General features: G+C 60.9%; 14 protein-coding genes and 1 tRNA gene. 12 read left to right on the top strand and 3 right to left on the bottom strand.

The window, feature by feature from the left end; translation table 11 throughout:
• The first annotated feature begins 39 nt into the window (after positions 1 to 39).
• From Q8X48_RS05335 to Q8X48_RS05305, 7 genes are all read left to right on the top strand, one after another.
• Positions 40 to 468: a MarR family winged helix-turn-helix transcriptional regulator gene (locus Q8X48_RS05335; protein ID WP_407799894.1), complete on the top strand. Its 429-nt coding sequence runs from the start codon at positions 40 to 42 to the stop codon at positions 466 to 468.
• Positions 465 to 2,537 carry an FUSC family protein gene (locus tag Q8X48_RS05330; protein ID WP_407799893.1) on the top strand — a complete coding sequence of 691 codons (2,073 nt, stop codon included), beginning with the start codon at positions 465 to 467 and terminating at the stop codon, positions 2,535 to 2,537. Before Q8X48_RS05335 ends, Q8X48_RS05330 begins: the two co-directional genes overlap by 4 nt.
• Positions 2,534 to 2,743, top strand: a complete 210-nt coding sequence (locus Q8X48_RS05325; RefSeq protein WP_407799892.1) for a DUF1656 domain-containing protein — start codon at positions 2,534 to 2,536, stop codon at positions 2,741 to 2,743. Before Q8X48_RS05330 ends, Q8X48_RS05325 begins: the two co-directional genes overlap by 4 nt.
• The gene (locus Q8X48_RS05320) at positions 2,740 to 3,627 is read left to right on the top strand and encodes an efflux RND transporter periplasmic adaptor subunit (protein WP_407799891.1); all 888 of its coding nucleotides are present in this window, start codon (positions 2,740 to 2,742) and stop codon (positions 3,625 to 3,627) included. The genes Q8X48_RS05325 and Q8X48_RS05320 overlap by 4 nt, the downstream gene beginning before the upstream one ends.
• Complete coding sequence (locus Q8X48_RS05315) at positions 3,624 to 5,072, top strand: efflux transporter outer membrane subunit (RefSeq protein ID WP_407799890.1); 1,449 nt, start codon at positions 3,624 to 3,626, stop codon at positions 5,070 to 5,072. Before Q8X48_RS05320 ends, Q8X48_RS05315 begins: the two co-directional genes overlap by 4 nt.
• Before the next feature lie 93 nt (positions 5,073 to 5,165).
• A complete protein-coding gene (locus Q8X48_RS05310; RefSeq protein ID WP_126048542.1) occupies positions 5,166 to 5,801 on the top strand; it encodes an NADH:ubiquinone oxidoreductase subunit N in 636 nt (211 codons plus the stop codon).
• Positions 5,802 to 6,080: 279 nt separating this feature from the next.
• Positions 6,081 to 7,586 (top strand): YdgA family protein, encoded by a 1,506-nt coding sequence (locus Q8X48_RS05305; protein ID WP_407799889.1) that lies wholly within the window; start codon positions 6,081 to 6,083, stop codon positions 7,584 to 7,586.
• Positions 7,587 to 7,661: 75 nt separating this feature from the next.
• Here Q8X48_RS05305 and Q8X48_RS05300 read toward each other — a convergent pair whose 3' ends face one another.
• Complete coding sequence (locus Q8X48_RS05300; RefSeq protein ID WP_407799888.1) at positions 7,662 to 9,191, bottom strand: FAD-dependent oxidoreductase; 1,530 nt, start codon at positions 9,189 to 9,191, stop codon at positions 7,662 to 7,664.
• Positions 9,192 to 9,330: 139 nt separating this feature from the next.
• On the opposite strand from Q8X48_RS05300, the gene Q8X48_RS05295 reads away from it, so the two are divergent.
• Complete coding sequence (locus tag Q8X48_RS05295; RefSeq protein WP_407799887.1) at positions 9,331 to 9,891, top strand: YbhB/YbcL family Raf kinase inhibitor-like protein; 561 nt, start codon at positions 9,331 to 9,333, stop codon at positions 9,889 to 9,891.
• 43 nt (positions 9,892 to 9,934) lie between these two features.
• Positions 9,935 to 10,204, top strand: coding sequence for a hypothetical protein (locus tag Q8X48_RS05290; protein WP_015092967.1), 270 nt, complete (start codon positions 9,935 to 9,937; stop codon positions 10,202 to 10,204).
• A 499-nt stretch (positions 10,205 to 10,703) separates the two neighbouring features.
• On the opposite strand, the gene Q8X48_RS05285 is transcribed toward Q8X48_RS05290, so the two are convergent.
• Positions 10,704 to 10,780: transfer RNA gene (locus tag Q8X48_RS05285), tRNA-Arg, on the bottom strand.
• Between the two features lie 348 nt (positions 10,781 to 11,128).
• On the opposite strand from Q8X48_RS05285, the gene gabD reads away from it, so the two are divergent.
• From gabD to Q8X48_RS05270, 3 genes are all read left to right on the top strand, one after another.
• Entirely contained in the window at positions 11,129 to 12,571 is a 1,443-nt protein-coding gene (gabD, locus tag Q8X48_RS05280; protein WP_407799886.1) for an NADP-dependent succinate-semialdehyde dehydrogenase, read from the top strand.
• Between the two features lie 184 nt (positions 12,572 to 12,755).
• Entirely contained in the window at positions 12,756 to 14,033 is a 1,278-nt protein-coding gene (gene gabT / locus Q8X48_RS05275; RefSeq protein WP_007975624.1) for a 4-aminobutyrate--2-oxoglutarate transaminase, read from the top strand.
• Between the two features lie 136 nt (positions 14,034 to 14,169).
• Positions 14,170 to 15,384: an HDOD domain-containing protein gene (locus Q8X48_RS05270; RefSeq protein WP_407799885.1), complete on the top strand. Its 1,215-nt coding sequence runs from the start codon at positions 14,170 to 14,172 to the stop codon at positions 15,382 to 15,384.
• Positions 15,385 to 15,508: 124 nt separating this feature from the next.
• On the opposite strand, the gene Q8X48_RS05265 is transcribed toward Q8X48_RS05270, so the two are convergent.
• Positions 15,509 to 16,498, bottom strand: a complete 990-nt coding sequence (locus Q8X48_RS05265; RefSeq protein WP_407799884.1) for a GGDEF domain-containing protein — start codon at positions 16,496 to 16,498, stop codon at positions 15,509 to 15,511.
• Between the last annotated feature and the right edge of the window lie 164 nt (positions 16,499 to 16,662).

The raw sequence follows: 16,662 nt of genomic DNA, 5'->3' as shown, positions 1-16,662 counted from the left end.
GTATTTTCCCTCGTGCCTAACAACCTCGACGTTCTCCAGATGAACATCAGCAGTGCCATGGTGGTGGCCGCCAGGCATTGGCGCAAAATCTGCCAGACCACGCTGGTCAACTATGGAATCTCCGAAGCCTGCGCCGTTCCGCTGTTGATGATCGGGCGCCTGGGTGAGGGCGTGCGCCAGGTGACGGTGGCGCAAGCCGCCGGGATGGAGAGTCCATCGCTGGTGCGCCTGCTTGATCAACTGTGCCATTCCGGTTACGTCTGCCGGACCGAAGACGCGCAGGACCGCCGCGCCAAATGCCTGAGCCTGACCGACGCCGGCCGGGAGCTGGTGCAGGCGGTCGAAGTGGAGTTGGTGCGCTTGCGCCAGGAAGTCCTGGAAGGTATTGCCCCGAGTGATCTGGAAGCTACGCTGCGGGTACTGAGAGCTTTTGAAATGGCCACGCCGCCATCGGTGGCCAACTCTTGAACGGATTTTTTGCAGGCATGCCCCCGGCGCGAGACTGGTTCTACGGGGTCCGCACCTTCGCCGCATCGATGATCGCGCTGTACATCGCCCTGCTCATGCAAATGCCGCGTCCGTACTGGGCGATGGCCACGGTGTACATCGTTTCCAGCCCGTTTCTCGGACCTACCAGTTCCAAAGCGTTGTACCGGGCAGTCGGCACCTTTATCGGCGCGGCGGCGGCGGTTCTGTTCGTGCCGATGTTCGTGCAGAGCCCCTACGTGCTGGTGGTGGTGATTGCACTGTGGACCGGCACGCTGCTGTTTCTGTCCCTGCATTTGCGCACCGCGAACAACTACGCCTTGATGCTCGCCGGCTACACCTTGCCGTTGATCGCCCTGCCGGTGGTGAACAATCCGCTGGGGGTGTGGGACGTGGCCGAAGCGCGGACTGAAGAAATCTTTCTGGGCATCGTCGTAGCGGCGGTGGTCGGTGCCATGTTCTGGCCGCGGCGCCTGGCGCCGGTGTTCAATGATTCGGTGAGCAAATGGTTTACCGATGCATCGACCTACAGCCTGCGCTTCCTCAGTCGTAACGTGCAGCCTGAAGAAGTCAGCGCGTTGCGTGCATCGATGGTCGCCACGTTCAATTCCCTGGAGTTGATGATCGGTCAGTTGCCCCACGAAGGTTCGCGTCCGCAGACGGTGCGCAATACCAAGGAGTTGCGTGGGCGGATGATTCACCTGCTGCCGGTAGTCGACGCCCTCGACGACGCGCTTTATGCCCTGGAACGGCGTACGCCCGAACTTGTGGACAAGTTCGCGCCGTTGCGCACGGCCACCACTGAATGGCTCGGGCACAAGGATGCCGACCTCGACCGCTGGCAAGCACTGAAGGATCAACTGGAAGCCCTGCAACCCACCTCCGAAGCGCTGGATGACCGCAAGCAGCTGCTGTTCTCCAATGCCATCTACCGTCTCGGCGAGTGGATCGATTTGTGGCAGGACTGCCGCAGCCTGCAATACGCCATCCAGTGCGAAAGCCAGGACAGCTGGCGCGCGGTGTATCGGCACTGGCGGCTGGGGCGGCTGTCCCCGTTTCTGGATCGCGGCCTGATGTTGTATTCCGCGGCTTCCACCGTCACCGCGATTATCGTGGCCTCGGTGTTGTGGATTCTGCTCGGCTGGACCGATGGCGGCAGCGCCGTGATCCTGGCGGCGGTGGCGTGCAGCTTCTTCGCTTCGATGGACGACCCGGCGCCGCAGATTTACCGGTTCTTTTTCTGGACGGCGATGTCGGTGGTGTTCGCCAGCCTTTATCTGTTTCTCGTGCTGCCCAACCTGCATGACTTTCCGATGCTGGTGCTGGCGTTTGCCGTGCCGTTCATTTGTGTCGGCACCCTGACGGTCAAGCCGCAGTTTTACCTGGGCATGCTGCTGACCCTGGTCAACACCTCGTCCTTCATCAGTATTCAGGGGGCCTACGACGCCGACTTCCTCAGTTTCGCCAACTCCAACCTGGCCGGTCCCATGGGGCTGCTGTTCGCGTTCATCTGGACCCTGATCGCCCGGCCGTTCGGGGCCGAGCTGGCAGCCAAGCGCCTGACCCGTTTCAGCTGGCGTGACATTGTCGGCCTCTCCGAGCCGGCCACATTGTCCGAACATCGGCTGCTGGGCATAAAGATGCTCGATCGGCTGATGCAGCACCTGCCGCGCCTGGCCATGACCGGCCAGGACTCCGGCGTGGCGCTGCGGGAAGTGCGGGTGGCGCTGAATCTGCTGGACCTGCTGGCCCACACGCCGCGGGTCCTCGGTGTGCCGCAGGTGCTGCTGCGCCAGGTGGTGGCCGAGGTTGGCGAGTACTTCAAGGCCTGTCTCAAGGCCGGTGAGCGCTTGCCGGCACCGAGCCCGCTGCTGATGACCCTCGACCGCACACGTCGCGCCCTCAGTGGTGCCGGCGATGACGAAACCCGTCGGCATCTGCTGCACGCCCTCAGCGGCCTGCGCCTGGCATTGTTGCCCGGCGTCGAATTCGTCGGCGCCGCCGAGCCCGAAGAACCGCTTCCCCATGGCATTGATGGAGCGCCTTTATGATCGGTGACCTGGATGTCAGCGGGGTGTTTCTGCCCACGCTGCTGGTGCTGATGGGCATTACCTATGTGTTGTACCTGTTGGTGCACGGGCTGCTGACGCGCCTGCACTTTTACCGTCTGGTCTGGCACCGGGCATTGTTCAACGTGGCCCTCTACGCCCTGCTGCTTGGCGCCGTGGACTCACTCAGTCGATACCTGATGACATGAAAAAACCCTTTCTAACCCTTGGTCGCGTGGTGTTGACCCTGCTGATCGTGAGCTTCGCGGTGGTCGTGGTCTGGCGCATGGTGATGTATTACATGTTCGCGCCCTGGACCCGCGATGGGCACATCCGTGCCGACATCGTGCAAATCGCGCCGGATGTTTCCGGGTTGATCCAGCAAGTGGAGGTGCGCGACAACCAGTTGGTCAAGCGCGGCCAGGTGCTGTTCAGCATCGATCCGGACCGCTTCAAGCTGGCACTGCGCCAAGCGAAAGCGGCTGTCGCCGACCGCGAAGAAACCCTGGCTCAGGCCCAACGCGAGGCCAAGCGAAACAAAGGTCTCGGTAATCTGGTGCCGGCTGAGCAACTGGAAGAAAGCCAGTCGAAAGTGGCCCGCGCCCAGGTGGCCTTGACGGAAGCCCAGGTGGCGGTGGACAGCGCGCAACTCAACCTCGACCGCTCGGTGATCCGCAGCCCGGTGGACGGCTACGTCAACGACCGTGCGCCACGGACCCAGGAGTTCGTCAGCGCCGGGCGTCCGGTGTTGTCAGTGGTCGACAGCAATTCGTTCCACATCGACGGCTATTTCGAAGAAACCAAACTGAACGGCATCCATATCGGCCAGAGCGTCGACATCCGGGTGATCGGCGACAATGCGCGCTTGCGCGGGCACGTAGAAAGCATCGTCGCCGGTATCGAAGACCGCGACCGCACCAGCGGCAACAACCTGCTGCCCAACGTCAACCCGGCCTTCAGCTGGGTGCGCCTGGCCCAACGGATTCCGGTGCGCATCGCTTTCGATGACGTGCCGGAAGATTTCCGCATGATCGCCGGGCGTACCGCCACGGTATCGATCATCGACGATCAGCAACGGGAGCCGGCGCAATGAGCAAGGCCTCGGGTTTGGCGGTCGCCGGTTTGGGTTTGCTGCTGTCGGCGTGCCAGATGGTCGGGCCGGATTATCATTTGCCCGAAGAGGCGGCTGTCCATCGTCCAGATATCCAGGGCGATCTGGCGGTCGATGGCGAAACGGTGGTGTCCGCACCGGTGCCAGCCGATTGGTGGCGCCTGTACAAGGACCCGCGACTCGACCAGCTGGTACAGCAGGCCATGGCCTCCAACACCGATTTGCGCGTGGCGGCAGCCAGCCTGTCGCGGTCTCGCGCTCAGGTGGATGAGGCCGAAGCGGCGGGCGGCTGGAGCGGCGGCGTGCAGATGGGCGCCCAGCGCTTGCAGGAGTCCGGCCAGGCGTTCCTGCTACCGGAAAAAGTGCCGGTGGCCAACATTGGCGACATCGGCATCAGCGCGTCCTACCAGTTCGACCTGTTCGGGACCTTGCAACGCGGTATCGAGGCGGCCAAGGCCAATGCCGATGCGACGCAGGCCGCCGCCGATACGGCACGCATCACTGTGGTGGCCGACGTGGTGCGGGCCTACACTCAGGTTTGCGCGGCCAACGAAGAGCGGGAAATCGCCCAGCACTCCCTCGACCTGCAAGCGCAAAGCACCACACTGATCCAGCGCCTGCGCGATGCCGGGCGTGGCGATGAAACCCAGGTCACCCGCTCGCAAACCCAATTCAAATCCCTGCGCGCCGACATGCCGCGCTATGAGGCCTCACGTCAGGCCGGGCTGTATCGCCTGTCGATGTTGCTGGCCAAGCCGGTGGACCAGCTACCGACGGGCACCGCTACCTGCGACGAACTGCCGAAAATCGCACAATTGGTCCCGGTGGGCGATGGCGCCGCGTTGCTCAAGCGTCGCCCGGATGTGCGGCAGGCCGAGCGGCGGCTGGCGGCCGCGACGGCCGGCATCGGTGTCGCCACGGGTGAGCTGTACCCGAATATCAGCATCGGCGCGACCATCGGTACCGTCGGTATCCTCGACGATCTCGGCGACCCGTCGACCAACCGCTGGGGCTTCGGCCCGTCGCTGACCTGGAAGGTGCCGACCAACGGCGCCCGGGCGCGCATCCGCGAAGCCGAAGCGGTGACCCAGGCGACGCTGGCGCATTTCGATGGGGTGGTGCTCAACGCGATTCGTGAAACCCAGACCAGCCTTGCCCAATACACGGCCCTGCTGCAACGCCGCGACGCCCTGGCCGATGCCGAGCAATCGGCAAAACTGGCGGCCGAACAGACCCATCGCTTCTTCCAGGCCGGCCGCGAATCGTTCCTGGCTGACTTGCAAGCGACCCGCACCTACACGGATGTCACGGCGCAATTGGCCGCTGCCAACACCCAGGTAGCCGCCAGCCAGATCGATTTGTTCCTGGCGTTGGGCGGCGGCTGGGAAAGCGGACGAACGCAAGCGTCGAACCCCGGCAAACCCTGAGGCCGTTGCTATGCTTTGAAGTGTTGGAAAGGCGCCTTGTGCAAAGCGCCCTTTCTTCGCACAAGGCTCGCGCAGGTCAGGGGGAAACCAACAATGAAAAACCCTTATGCTCTCGGCTTCTGGTGCGCCATCGTGGCGTTGGTGCTGCTGTCGGCCACCTATTTCTACGGCGTCATGCTGGCCCACCAGATCGACCAGGCTCTGGTGTTCCTCGACAGTGCAGTCGCATTGATAGCCGTGATGTCCGTTGCGGTGGTGGCCTGGGCGTCGGTCCAGAATCAGCGCATCAAAAAAAGACAACTCGAACAAGGCAAGACCCTGGTCCTTATTTGGGATACCAAGGTGGCGTTGCGTCGTGTCGAAACAGTGTTCGACCGCTATTTCTGGGGCAGTTATTGGCAACCGGGGCGCACGTTTCAGGAGGTCATGGGCGAATTGACCGGCACGCCGCTGGAAAAAAGCCTCGAAACCCTGAAAAAACAATGCCTGGCGCTGGACCGGCAAGTGGCTGACGACGATCGGCACTGGCTCAGCAATGCCCGGGAGCTGGCCGATGTCGCCACGGCCATGGCCCGTGAACGTTATCAACTGGACGTCTGCGACCCACGCGCGGAAGTGACGGGCGGGGCGGTGATCAACCGCGACTTCGAAGTGCTGGTGTACACCTGGACGGCGCGGCTTAAAAGCTTTGATCATCAACTCGATGAGATCGAAGTCCAATACTCCTGATTTTGTGTTGGCTGTTCTGACGCCTTCGCGGGCAAGCCCGCTCCCACAGGAGTACGCATTCCAATGTGGGAGCGGGCTTGCTCGCGAAGGCGATTGAATGCACAGCGAAAAATTCGAACCCTGAGATCCCCCAAGACACTCCTTCACCTTTAATCATTGGGCCGTTCGTCGCGCCTGATGCTAATCTGCATTCCACTTTCAGCACAGTCGAGCCGCAACCCGTCATGGGTTCAGGGAAGACGACCACACTTTCAACAACGGATATTGAACGGGTCATACATGAACAAATCAGCAGGCGTGCTACTGGGAATTGTTGTCGCAATCGGTGCCATCAGCGCAGGCGGAGCATGGTTCACCGGCACCAGGCTAGAAGGTGTGTTGAACTCCTCGATTGCCGATGCCAACAAGGAGCTGCAAGCGGCCATGGTCGGTTCCAACGGCACCGCTTCGCTGGAACTGGTGTCGCTGGAGCGTCATGTATTCAGCAGTACTGCGCACTATCGTCTCAAGGGCGAAGGTGAAATGTTCGGCGAAGCACCGGTCGAGCTGCTGTTTGTCGATCACATCGAACACGGCCCGTTGCCGTTCTCGCGGCTGATGTCGCTGAAGTGGCTGCCGGTCCTGGCGACCAGTCACTACGAACTGGAAAAGACCCCGCTCACCGAGAAGTGGTTTGCCGCCGCCAAGGACAAATCCCCACTGACCGGCGTGGTCAACATCGGCTATGACAACGCTACCAATGGCACCTTCGAGTTGCAGCCGCTGGAAATGGCGCTGGATGACCAGTCGAGCATGAAATTCTCCGGCCTGAGCATGGACGTCGACGCGAGCGCCAAGGCGCAGAAGGTCAAGGCCACCGGCTACATGGACAGCCTGAAAGTGACCACCGTTTCTGAAGACCAGGCACCGGTGCAGGTTGAGTTGAACGGCCTGACCCTGGCCAGCAACCTGACCAAAAGTACCTACGGCTTCTATGTCGGCGAGAACGTCCTTGAACTGGCCAGCGGCAAATCGACTTTTGGCGTCAAGCAGTCGGTGCTGGACTTCAAGAAATTCGAGATGAAAAACCTGACGGAAGAAAAGGGCAGCAACGCTTCCGGGCGTGCCGATTACAAAGTTGGCGAAGTGTCCCTGAATGGCAAGCCCATCGGTTCCGGTGCGCTGACCATGAGCGTGAAGAACCTCGACATTCCGGCCACGATGTCGTTGATGCAGGTCTACCAGAGCAAGCTGCAGCCGTATGAGCGTGCGGCGGCCGAAGCGGTGGAAGCGGGCCTGCCGGCACCGGAGCTGAAACTGACCGAAGCCGAAGAGGCATTGCTCAAATCCAGCCTGGAAAAACTGCTGGCGGCCGGTCCGCAGGTGGCCCTGGAAAACCTGTCGTTCAACACAGCCAACGGTGAGAGTCGCGCCAACATGGTGCTCAACCTGACCAAGCCACAAACCATCGACCTGCCGACCGATCAGCTGGTCAGGCAGTTGATCGCGTTGCTGGACTTCAAACTGAGAGTGTCCAAACCCATGCTGGTCGATGTACTCACCGTGCAGTCGCAAATCGACGGTCAGACCGACGCCAAGCTGATTGCCGATCAGGCCACCGCCACCGCAGACATGTTCGGCAGCATGGCGGTCGGCAGCCAACTGGCAAAACTGGACGGCAACAATATCGTCACCAACTTGCATTACGCCAACAATCAGGTGGATTTCAACGGCCAGAAAATGACCATCGAAGAGTTTGCCGGTTTTGTCATGAGCAAGTTTGCGGAAACCGGCGCTACCGAATAACGGCGGCCGCTTACCCGGTAACGCCCGGCCTCTGCATCGCGCAGGTGCCGGGCGTTTTGCTGTCCGCCCCCCCCCCTAGGGAACGTCACGGATCAGGCGCCATGCCTCTTCCCAGGGCAACGGTTGTTTCATCCGCTCGGCAAGCATTGCCATGGCCCGGTCCATCTCGCAGGCTAGCGCCGCGGACACCACGCCATTTTTTCCGAACAGGCCTATGAAGGGTGGATCGTAAGGGTCGCCCTTGAACTCGACTTCGTCCCAGGCCTCGGCATGCCCGAGGTAGTCGTAGGTCTTGCCGAAATGCCAGGTCCAGAAAAACGGCACGTCGAGGTAATGCTCGTCCCCGCCCAGCATATTGGCCGCTGCGATCCGCGCTTGCTGTTGGGCCAGTCGCCAGTGTTCGATGCGCACGTATTGGTTGTTCAGCGGGAAGGTGGCGATATCGCCAGCCGCCCAGAGGCCGTCGGCCACGCGCATTGCGCCGTCGACACGCAGCGACTGATCCTGTTCTTTCGCCAGCCCGGTGAAGGCGGCGGTGGCCGGCGTGACGCCAATGCCGACCAGCACCAGATCGGCCGCCAGGCGTTGGCCGTTGTCCAGGCGTACGGCTTCGACCTTGTCCGTTCCTTCGATCTGCGCCGCATTGCCCTGGGTATGAAACATCACGCCATGGGCTTCATGCCGCGCGCGAATGGCCTTGCCGACTGTTTCGCCGAACTGTTTGGCAAATGGCACTGCGTGGCGGGCCAGCACAGTCACGTCCAGGCCAAGCTGGCGCAGGGACGAGGCGGACTCCATGGCAATGAAACTGTCGCCGATGATCACCACCCGTTGGCCGGCGCTGGCGCTGTGCAGAATCTGCTGTGCATGGACTCTGGAGCGTAAAACGAACACCTGCGGCAAGTCGGCGCCGGGCAGCGTCAACAGTTTGGGTTCGCCGCCGGTGGCCAGCAGCGCGGCGTCGTAGGTCAGTGATTGGCCGTCAGTCAGCCGCAGTGTGCGGTTTGATGCGTCCAGGCTGGCCACTTCGCCCTGCAGGCGCTCGATCCGCTGCTCACGGTAAAACGCCTCGTCGCGCAGCGGCGGGACTTCCTGCGGCGGCATTTCCCCGGCGATCACGTATTTGCTCAGCGCAGTGCGGTCGTATCCGGCATCGGCTTCGCGGTCGATCAACAGCACCCGGCCACCGAAGCCTTTCTCGCGCAACGCCGCTGCTGCCGCCGTGCCTGCCGCGCCAGCGCCGATAATAATGAAGGTTCGTGGATCGTCGGCCGGTGGCGTGTGGGCGTCCGATAACGGCTGGTCGCCGACCCAGATGTCGCCGTCACGAACTTCGAGGGGATAGCGCTTGAGACTGTCCAGGGCTGGCGGTTCACACAGCCCGCCATCCTCGATCCGAAACTGCGCCTTGTGCCACGGACAGGTCAGACGACCGTTGCATACCGCACCGTCAGCCAGCGGGGCGCCGGCATGGGGGCATTCTGCCTGATAAGCGCGAAGTTGCTCACCGGCCCGCAACAGTAGAATCTTGCTGCCCTGGACTTGCACTTCCAGACCCCGGTCTTCGGGCACATTGGTGACACGCGCAACGCGATGCAGAGTCATGATTGCTCTCCAGACAGACGTTTACTTATGAGTCTGGCGCTTATCGAGAGGTTCAGCCAATTGCCCGCTGCCACGGCGTGAACGGTCCGGCTATAGTTTGCACGCCGACGACGGCCCAATACGCACAAGGTGCTCCGGTATGACCCGATTGACCTCAATCAACGCTTGGCTCGCAGCCGCCGCTGTCGCCCTTTGCGTGCAGTTCCCGGCGCAGGCCCAGGAACGCTTCACCCTGAACATTCCCGGAGTTTCCGATGACCGTCTGTTCACCTCGGCCGCTGCGAGCGATTCCGCGGGTTGTGGCGGACACAACATTTCCCCGGCATTGAACTGGAACACCGGCCCGGCCGCCACCCAAAGCTACGCCATCGTCATGCACGACCCGGACGGCCAGAAAGGCCAGGGCATCGATCAGTGGGTGCATTACGGCATCAAGGCCGGCACCCACCAGATCCCGGCCGGTGCCGGGAGCAAACCCGGCCTCGAGGGCGTTGGCGGTATCAACAGCCAGAACACCACCGGCTACATCGGCCCTTGCCCACCCGTTGGCGACAGCGCGCACCACTACATCATCCAGATCTACGCCCTGGACCTGGCCCCGGACGCTTTGCCCGCCGGCCTGACCCGTGCGCAGCTGCTGGAAAAAATCAAAGGCCACGTCCTGAGAAACAGCAGCGTGGTACGGCGCTATCACCGCTAAAGGCTGATTTGCAGCAAACTGAAGTGCGCAGCATGGCTGGGATTTGGCATCCACCCCCGAAAGCGCGCACTATCAGGCTATAGCCGATGCGTTGGAGGATGCCGTGGCAAAAAAAATCGACCGCATCGCCCAAATGCTCAACTGCCCGCAAAAGGGTGAAGAACTACGGCGAGCGATTACCGAGAGTCGCAAGGATTTTCTGCTGAACCAGCCGGAAGAGGATGTTGTTGAAGGCGACGACCTTGAAGAGGAGTTCTTCGAGGACGACGAGGACGATGAGGAGTACGACGAGTTCGACTGGACCACAGAATAAAAAAAACCGCTTCGGCGGTTTTTTGTACCCTAATGCAGAGAATGGAACACTATAAGGTACTTTTTTTTCGTATCTTTGGAGCCGTCCCCTGACTACCCAAAAAACTACGAAACGCTGCACGCGACTGACGCTGACGCTGGCGCATGTAATCAAATCGAACTGTCAAGTTGTCCTTGACGGTTGCTTCGTACCCTCACCCCATGCGATCACCAGCAACAGGCTCCGTTCGGTAGATAACCAGGGGTGCTAGTAGAACTCTGGGGGGATTGTCTGGGTTTCCCCCCAATCACTCGCCGAGTGCTGGAGTAGTCAACTTTAAGTTGACAACTGAACCTTCAGCCCGCGTGCCGTCGGCTCCGCCATGGAGCTCGCGCCGATGTTTTGCTAATGGCCTGCTACCTCTCACCCGACTCCAATGGAGTCAGTTTGATTTCATAAAAACAACACCCAAAAAAAAGCCCCAGACCCATAAGGCCTGAGGCTTTCTCGTTACAACGTATGGTGCACCAGGCGGGATTCGAACCCACGACCCCTGCCTTCGGAGGGCAGTACTCTATCCAGCTGAGCTACTGGTGCAGCGGGCGCCATGATACTCATATGCACTGCGGGCGTCCATGCTGCTGAATCGCCTGCGTTTTTTTAAAGCTGTAACGGGCGTTTGCTACGTTGATCAGAAAATACGGGCAAAAGCGTCGTTTTCGTTCTTTTTTTCGAACAGCCTATTGTCCTTTACCCCCTTTGATCCTAGGATTCGTTTGAGATTTCAAACGCTCTTGTCTGGGTGCTGAACCGCACGAGTTCAATCAGTGCGCTATTTATGTGCTTCAGCCCGGTGAATGATTTCCCTGACGGCAGCCTATCGAGGCGCCTTTCTACAATCATAATTTGCTCCGCGCGTGCGCGGTGCTGTTAAGGAAAGCCGACATGCAGCTTAAAGACACCCAGTTGTTCCGCCAGCAAGCCTTCATCGATGGCGCGTGGGTTGATGCGGACAATGGTCAGACGATCAAGGTCAACAACCCGGCAACGGGCGAAATTCTGGGCACTGTGCCGAAAATGGGCGCTGCCGAAACCCGCCGTGCGATCGAAGCTGCTGACAAAGCGCTGCCGGCCTGGCGTGCCCTGACCGCCAAAGAGCGTGCAGGCAAACTGCGTCGCTGGTATGAACTGATCATCGAGAACCAGGACGACCTGGCTCGCCTGATGACCCTGGAACAGGGCAAGCCATTGGCCGAAGCCAAGGGCGAAATCGTTTACGCCGCGTCCTTCATCGAATGGTTCGCCGAAGAAGCCAAGCGCATCTACGGTGACGTGATTCCGGGCCACCAGCCAGACAAGCGCCTGATCGTGATCAAGCAGCCAATCGGCGTGACCGCTGCAATCACCCCGTGGAACTTCCCGGCCGCGATGATCACCCGTAAAGCCGGCCCGGCCCTGGCCGCCGGTTGCACCATGGTGCTCAAGCCTGCTTCGCAAACTCCGTTCTCTGCATTCGCCTTGGCCGAACTGGCCCAGCGTGCCGGTATCCCTGCAGGCGTGTTCAGCGTGGTTTCCGGCAGCGCCGGCGACATCGGCAGCGAACTGACCAGCAACCCGATCGTGCGCAAGCTGTCCTTCACCGGTTCGACCGAAATCGGTCGTCAACTGATGTCGGAATGCGCCAAGGACATCAAGAAAGTGTCCCTGGAACTGGGCGGCAACGCGCCGTTCATCGTGTTCGACGACGCGGACCTGGATAAGGCCGTCGAAGGCGCGATCATCTCCAAGTACCGCAACAACGGTCAGACCTGCGTCTGCGCCAACCGCCTGTACATTCAGGATTCGGTCTACGACGCATTCGCCGAGAAGCTGAAAGCCGCTGTGGCCAAGCTCAAGATCGGTAACGGTCTGGAAGCAGGCACTACCACTGGCCCGCTGATCGACGAAAAAGCCGTGGCCAAGGTGCAAGAGCACATTGCTGACGCCGTTTCCAAAGGCGCTACCGTGCTGTCCGGCGGCAAGTCGATGGAAGGTAACTTCTTCGAGCCGACCATCCTGACCAACGTGCCGAACAACGCTGCCGTGGCCAAGGAAGAAACCTTCGGTCCATTGGCCCCACTGTTCCGCTTCAAAGACGAAGCCGAGGTGATCGCGATGTCCAACGACACCGAATTCGGTCTGGCCTCGTACTTCTATGCTCGCGACCTGGGTCGCGTGTTCCGTGTGGCTGAAGCCCTGGAATACGGCATGGTCGGCGTCAACACCGGGTTGATCTCCAACGAAGTCGCGCCGTTCGGTGGCATCAAGGCCTCGGGCCTGGGCCGTGAAGGCTCCAAGTACGGCATCGAAGATTACCTGGAAATCAAATACCTCTGCCTGGGCATCTAACCCGGAAGAGCATTGCTTCAAGCGCAAAGGGCACGAGAGCGCTGTCCCTTTGCGCCGCTTCAAACCGGAATATTCTCGGTGGCCGGGAACGCCGTGGCAGTCGATCATCGCATGCTGCCGCCGCTGTTCCCCGCTGCTTAATCCTTGAACCACGCCGACCGATGAGCGGCGAATGAGGAATGTAATGAGCAAGACTAACGCTTCTTTGATGGCCCGCCGTACCAATGCAGTTCCACGTGGTGTTGGCCAGATTCACCCGATCTTCGCCGAGTCCGCGAAGAACGCGACCGTGACCGACGTTGAAGGTCGTGAGTTCATCGACTTCGCCGGCGGTATCGCCGTGCTGAACACCGGCCACGTGCACCCGAAAATCATCGCGGCCGTGACCGAGCAGCTGAACAAGCTGACCCACACTTGCTTCCAGGTGCTGGCCTACGAGCCGTACGTAGAAGTGTGCGAAAAAATCAACGCCAAGGTGCCAGGCGATTTCGCCAAGAAAACCCTGCTGGTGACCACCGGTTCCGAAGCCGTGGAAAACTCGATCAAGATCGCCCGTGCCGCCACTGGCCGTGCCGGCGTGATCGCGTTCACCGGCGCTTACCACGGTCGCACCATGATGACCCTGGGCCTGACCGGTAAAGTCGTGCCTTACTCGGCCGGCATGGGCCTGATGCCAGGCGGCATCTTCCGCGCGCTGTACCCGAACGAACTGCACGGTGTGAGCATCGACGACTCGATCGCTTCCATCGAACGCATCTTCAAGAACGACGCCGAGCCGAAAGACATCGCTGCGATCATCATCGAGCCGGTTCAGGGCGAAGGTGGTTTCTACGTCGCTCCGAAAGAATTCATGAAGCGTCTGCGTGCCCTGTGCGACCAGCACGGCATCCTGCTGATCGCTGACGAAGTACAGACTGGCGCTGGCCGTACCGGTACTTTCTTCGCCATGGAACAGATGGGCGTTGCTGCCGACCTGACCACCTTCGCCAAATCCATCGCTGGCGGCTTCCCGCTGGCCGGTGTGTGCGGCAAGGCCGAATACATGGACGCCATCGCTCCAGGCGGCCTGGGCGGCACCTACGCCGGTAGCCCGATTGCTTGCGCCGCGGCCCTGGCCGTGATGGAAGTGTTCGAAGAAGAGCACCTGCTGGATCGTTGCAAGGCCGTTGGCGAGCGTCTGGTAACTGGCCTGAAGGCCATCCAGGCCAAGTACCCGGTGATCGGCGAAGTTCGTGCCCTGGGTGCGATGATCGCTGTCGAGCTGTTCGAAAACGGCGACAGCCACAAGCCAAACGCCGCCGCTGTGGCATCGGTTGTGGCCAAGGCTCGCGACAAGGGCCTGATCCTGCTGTCCTGCGGCACCTACGGCAACGTTCTGCGCGTCCTGGTACCGCTGACCTCGCCGGACGAGCAACTGGACAAAGGCCTGGCGATCATCGAAGAGTGCTTCGCCGAGCTCTGATCACCCAGTGTGACCTGATCCACAAAAAACCCGCTTCGGCGGGTTTTTTCATGCCCCTGAAAACACATCCCGCGCATTAACGCTGTATCGAATGGCCAGCATTGGCTAAGGTTCCTGCATTGCCAGGGAGAGCTGTATGACAACTGTCATTTTACCCGCGGTTCCGAGAGTACTGATTGCCGAGGCCGACCCCTGGTCCCGGGATCTGCTCAAGGAAGTGTTGTTGAACGTACGCTGCGATGCACGGCTGGATTTGTGCGCCGATGGCCAGCAAGCGCTGGAGCTATTGGCTGCCAATTCCTATGACCTGGTCATCGCCGATTGGGAGTTGCCGGGTGTCGATGGCCTGAATGTCCTGCGTAACATCCGCCAGCGCAAACGCAACCCGCCGCTGCCCTTCATCCTCATGAGCAGTCGCAACGACAGTGCCAGCGTGCGCGAGGCCTTGCCGCTGGCGCCGGCCGCGTACCTGACCAAGCCCCTGAACATGGAAAGCCTGACCCATCGGTTGCAGGGGTTGCTGCTGCACGCGGGGGAAGAAGTCTCGTGCGAAGTGCCGGCGCTGGCGCCGGGCATGACGTTGTCGGTGTTTCTGGAGCGTCGACGGGAATTGGCCGACGGTGCGCCGCTGATGACCGACGTGCAAGTGGCGGTCAAACGCAGCCTCAATCCCAATGGCCTCGACCTGACGGTGCTGGAGGACGAAATCCGCACCGATCCGCAGGTCACGGCTGTGCTGATTGCCGCCGCCAACAGCGCGGCCCAGCACCGCGGCGCGGGTGTGCAAACCCTGTCCCAGGCGCTGCATCGCCTGGGTACCGGGCAGAGCATGAACCTGATTCTCGGATTGACGCTCAAGCGCAGTGCCCGGCTCAGCGATCCGCAATTGGCCGACTATGCCGAGCGTTACTGGGATCTGTCGCTGCACACTGCCGAGTATGCGCGCACCCTGGCGCGCTTGCTCGATCTGGATCAGGAGCGCTGCTATTGCGCCGGCATGTTGCATCGCCTCGGTGATCTGGCGTTGCTGCGCTGCCTGCAGGAATGGAAACAGGCTGGCGGCGAACTGGACGAGCTGGAAGAAGTGGGAGAGGCGCTGGTTGAATATGGCGCGGCCTATGGCTCGGCCCTGCGTACGCGCTGGCGTCTGCCGCTGGAGTTGCGGGAGCTGATTGCAGCGGCCTACCAGCTCGGTGGCGGGGTTTACTCCCGCGAAGCGCTGGTGATGAACATGGCGGCGCAGATGGCGCGCCTGACCGAGCATGAGGGCATCGAGGAGTTGGCCAAGAGCCGGACGGCGCGGTTGCTCAAGATCGGTTTGCCGGAATTGATGCGGTTGCGCAAAAAGTAAGCTCTCCACTTACCCCTGTGGGAGCGGGCTTGCCCGCGAAAGCGGAGTGTCAGTCGACATAAAAGGTGACTGATGCGGCCCCTTCGCGAGCAAGCCCGCTCCCACATGGGGTCTGTGGTGCCTGTCAGGCCGTGACAATCCTGTTCTTGCCCTCGCGTTTGGCCTGATACATCGCGGCATCCGCCCGGGAAAACAGGTCCTCCACGTTTTCGTCCGAGGCGCTCAGGCTGGTCAGGCCCTGGCTGACAGTGATGCCGAACGTCCGGCCTTCATGGTTGAAACTCAACTGCTGAATCTGCCGTTGCAGGCGTTCAGCCACTTGCAGGGCCATTTGCGGCGTGCACCCGGGAAACACCGCAGCAAATTCCTCACCGCCAATGCGCCCGAACAGGTCGCGACGGCGCAACGCTGCGCGTCCGCTTTCGGCAATGCGTTGCAGCACGTTGTCGCCTTCCTGGTGACCGTAGGTGTCGTTGATCGTTTTGAAGTCATCAATATCCAGCATCAGAAACGACAGCGGCTCGCCCTGTTGCCGGGCGTGTGCGAACTCGCGGTGAGCGCATTCGAAGAAATGATGGCGATTGCTGCTCTGGGTCAGGGCGTCGATGGTGGCCAGGCGCTGCAGTTCGGTTTCCATCTGTTTTTTGTTGGTGATGTCTTCGGCAATGCCGACGATGATCACCGGTTGCCCCGGCTCGGCCTGGCGATTGATGAAGCATTTGTCGCTTAGCCAGCGCACCTGGCCGTCGGCGGTAATGATTCGATACTCACGATCTTCGACGGCGCCCTTGTCCAGCACTTCGGCCAGGCTTCGTTCGGCGTAGTCGAGGTCGTCAGGGTGAATGCTGTCGCGCCATTGATTGCAGTCGGCCAGCAACTGATCGGCTGACCGGCCAAAGATCCGTTCATAGGCAGGGCTGACGTAAAGCACCCGGCGGGATTCCCAATCGAATGCCCACAGCACCGCGTTGACGCTTGCCAGCAATGTGTTGAGCAGTTGTTCCCGTTCGGTCAGGCGTGTGACTTCGCCTTGGGCGTGCATCAACGCCATCAGGGTCTGCGCGGCCTCGGGCCAATGTGACGGAGATGAGTCTTGCAGGTTCTTTTGGGCCATCGAAACAAATCTCAAAGGGCATGCGGCCAACACCAAGCCCGCCGGGGATGGCGAAGTGTCTTTGAGATAAGGGTTTCAAGATGAAGTTCCCGCCTTTTGTGGCGAGGGAGGTTGCTCCCGCCGGGCGGTACTGGCGATGTTTTTTTGCGGCCACAAATCAATGT

This window comes from Pseudomonas sp. QLc11A (assembly GCF_052112305.1).
GTDB classification, from domain to species: Bacteria; Pseudomonadota; Gammaproteobacteria; order Pseudomonadales; family Pseudomonadaceae; genus Aquipseudomonas; species Aquipseudomonas laurylsulfatiphila.
This window is presented reverse-complemented; position numbering and strand designations above follow the sequence as displayed.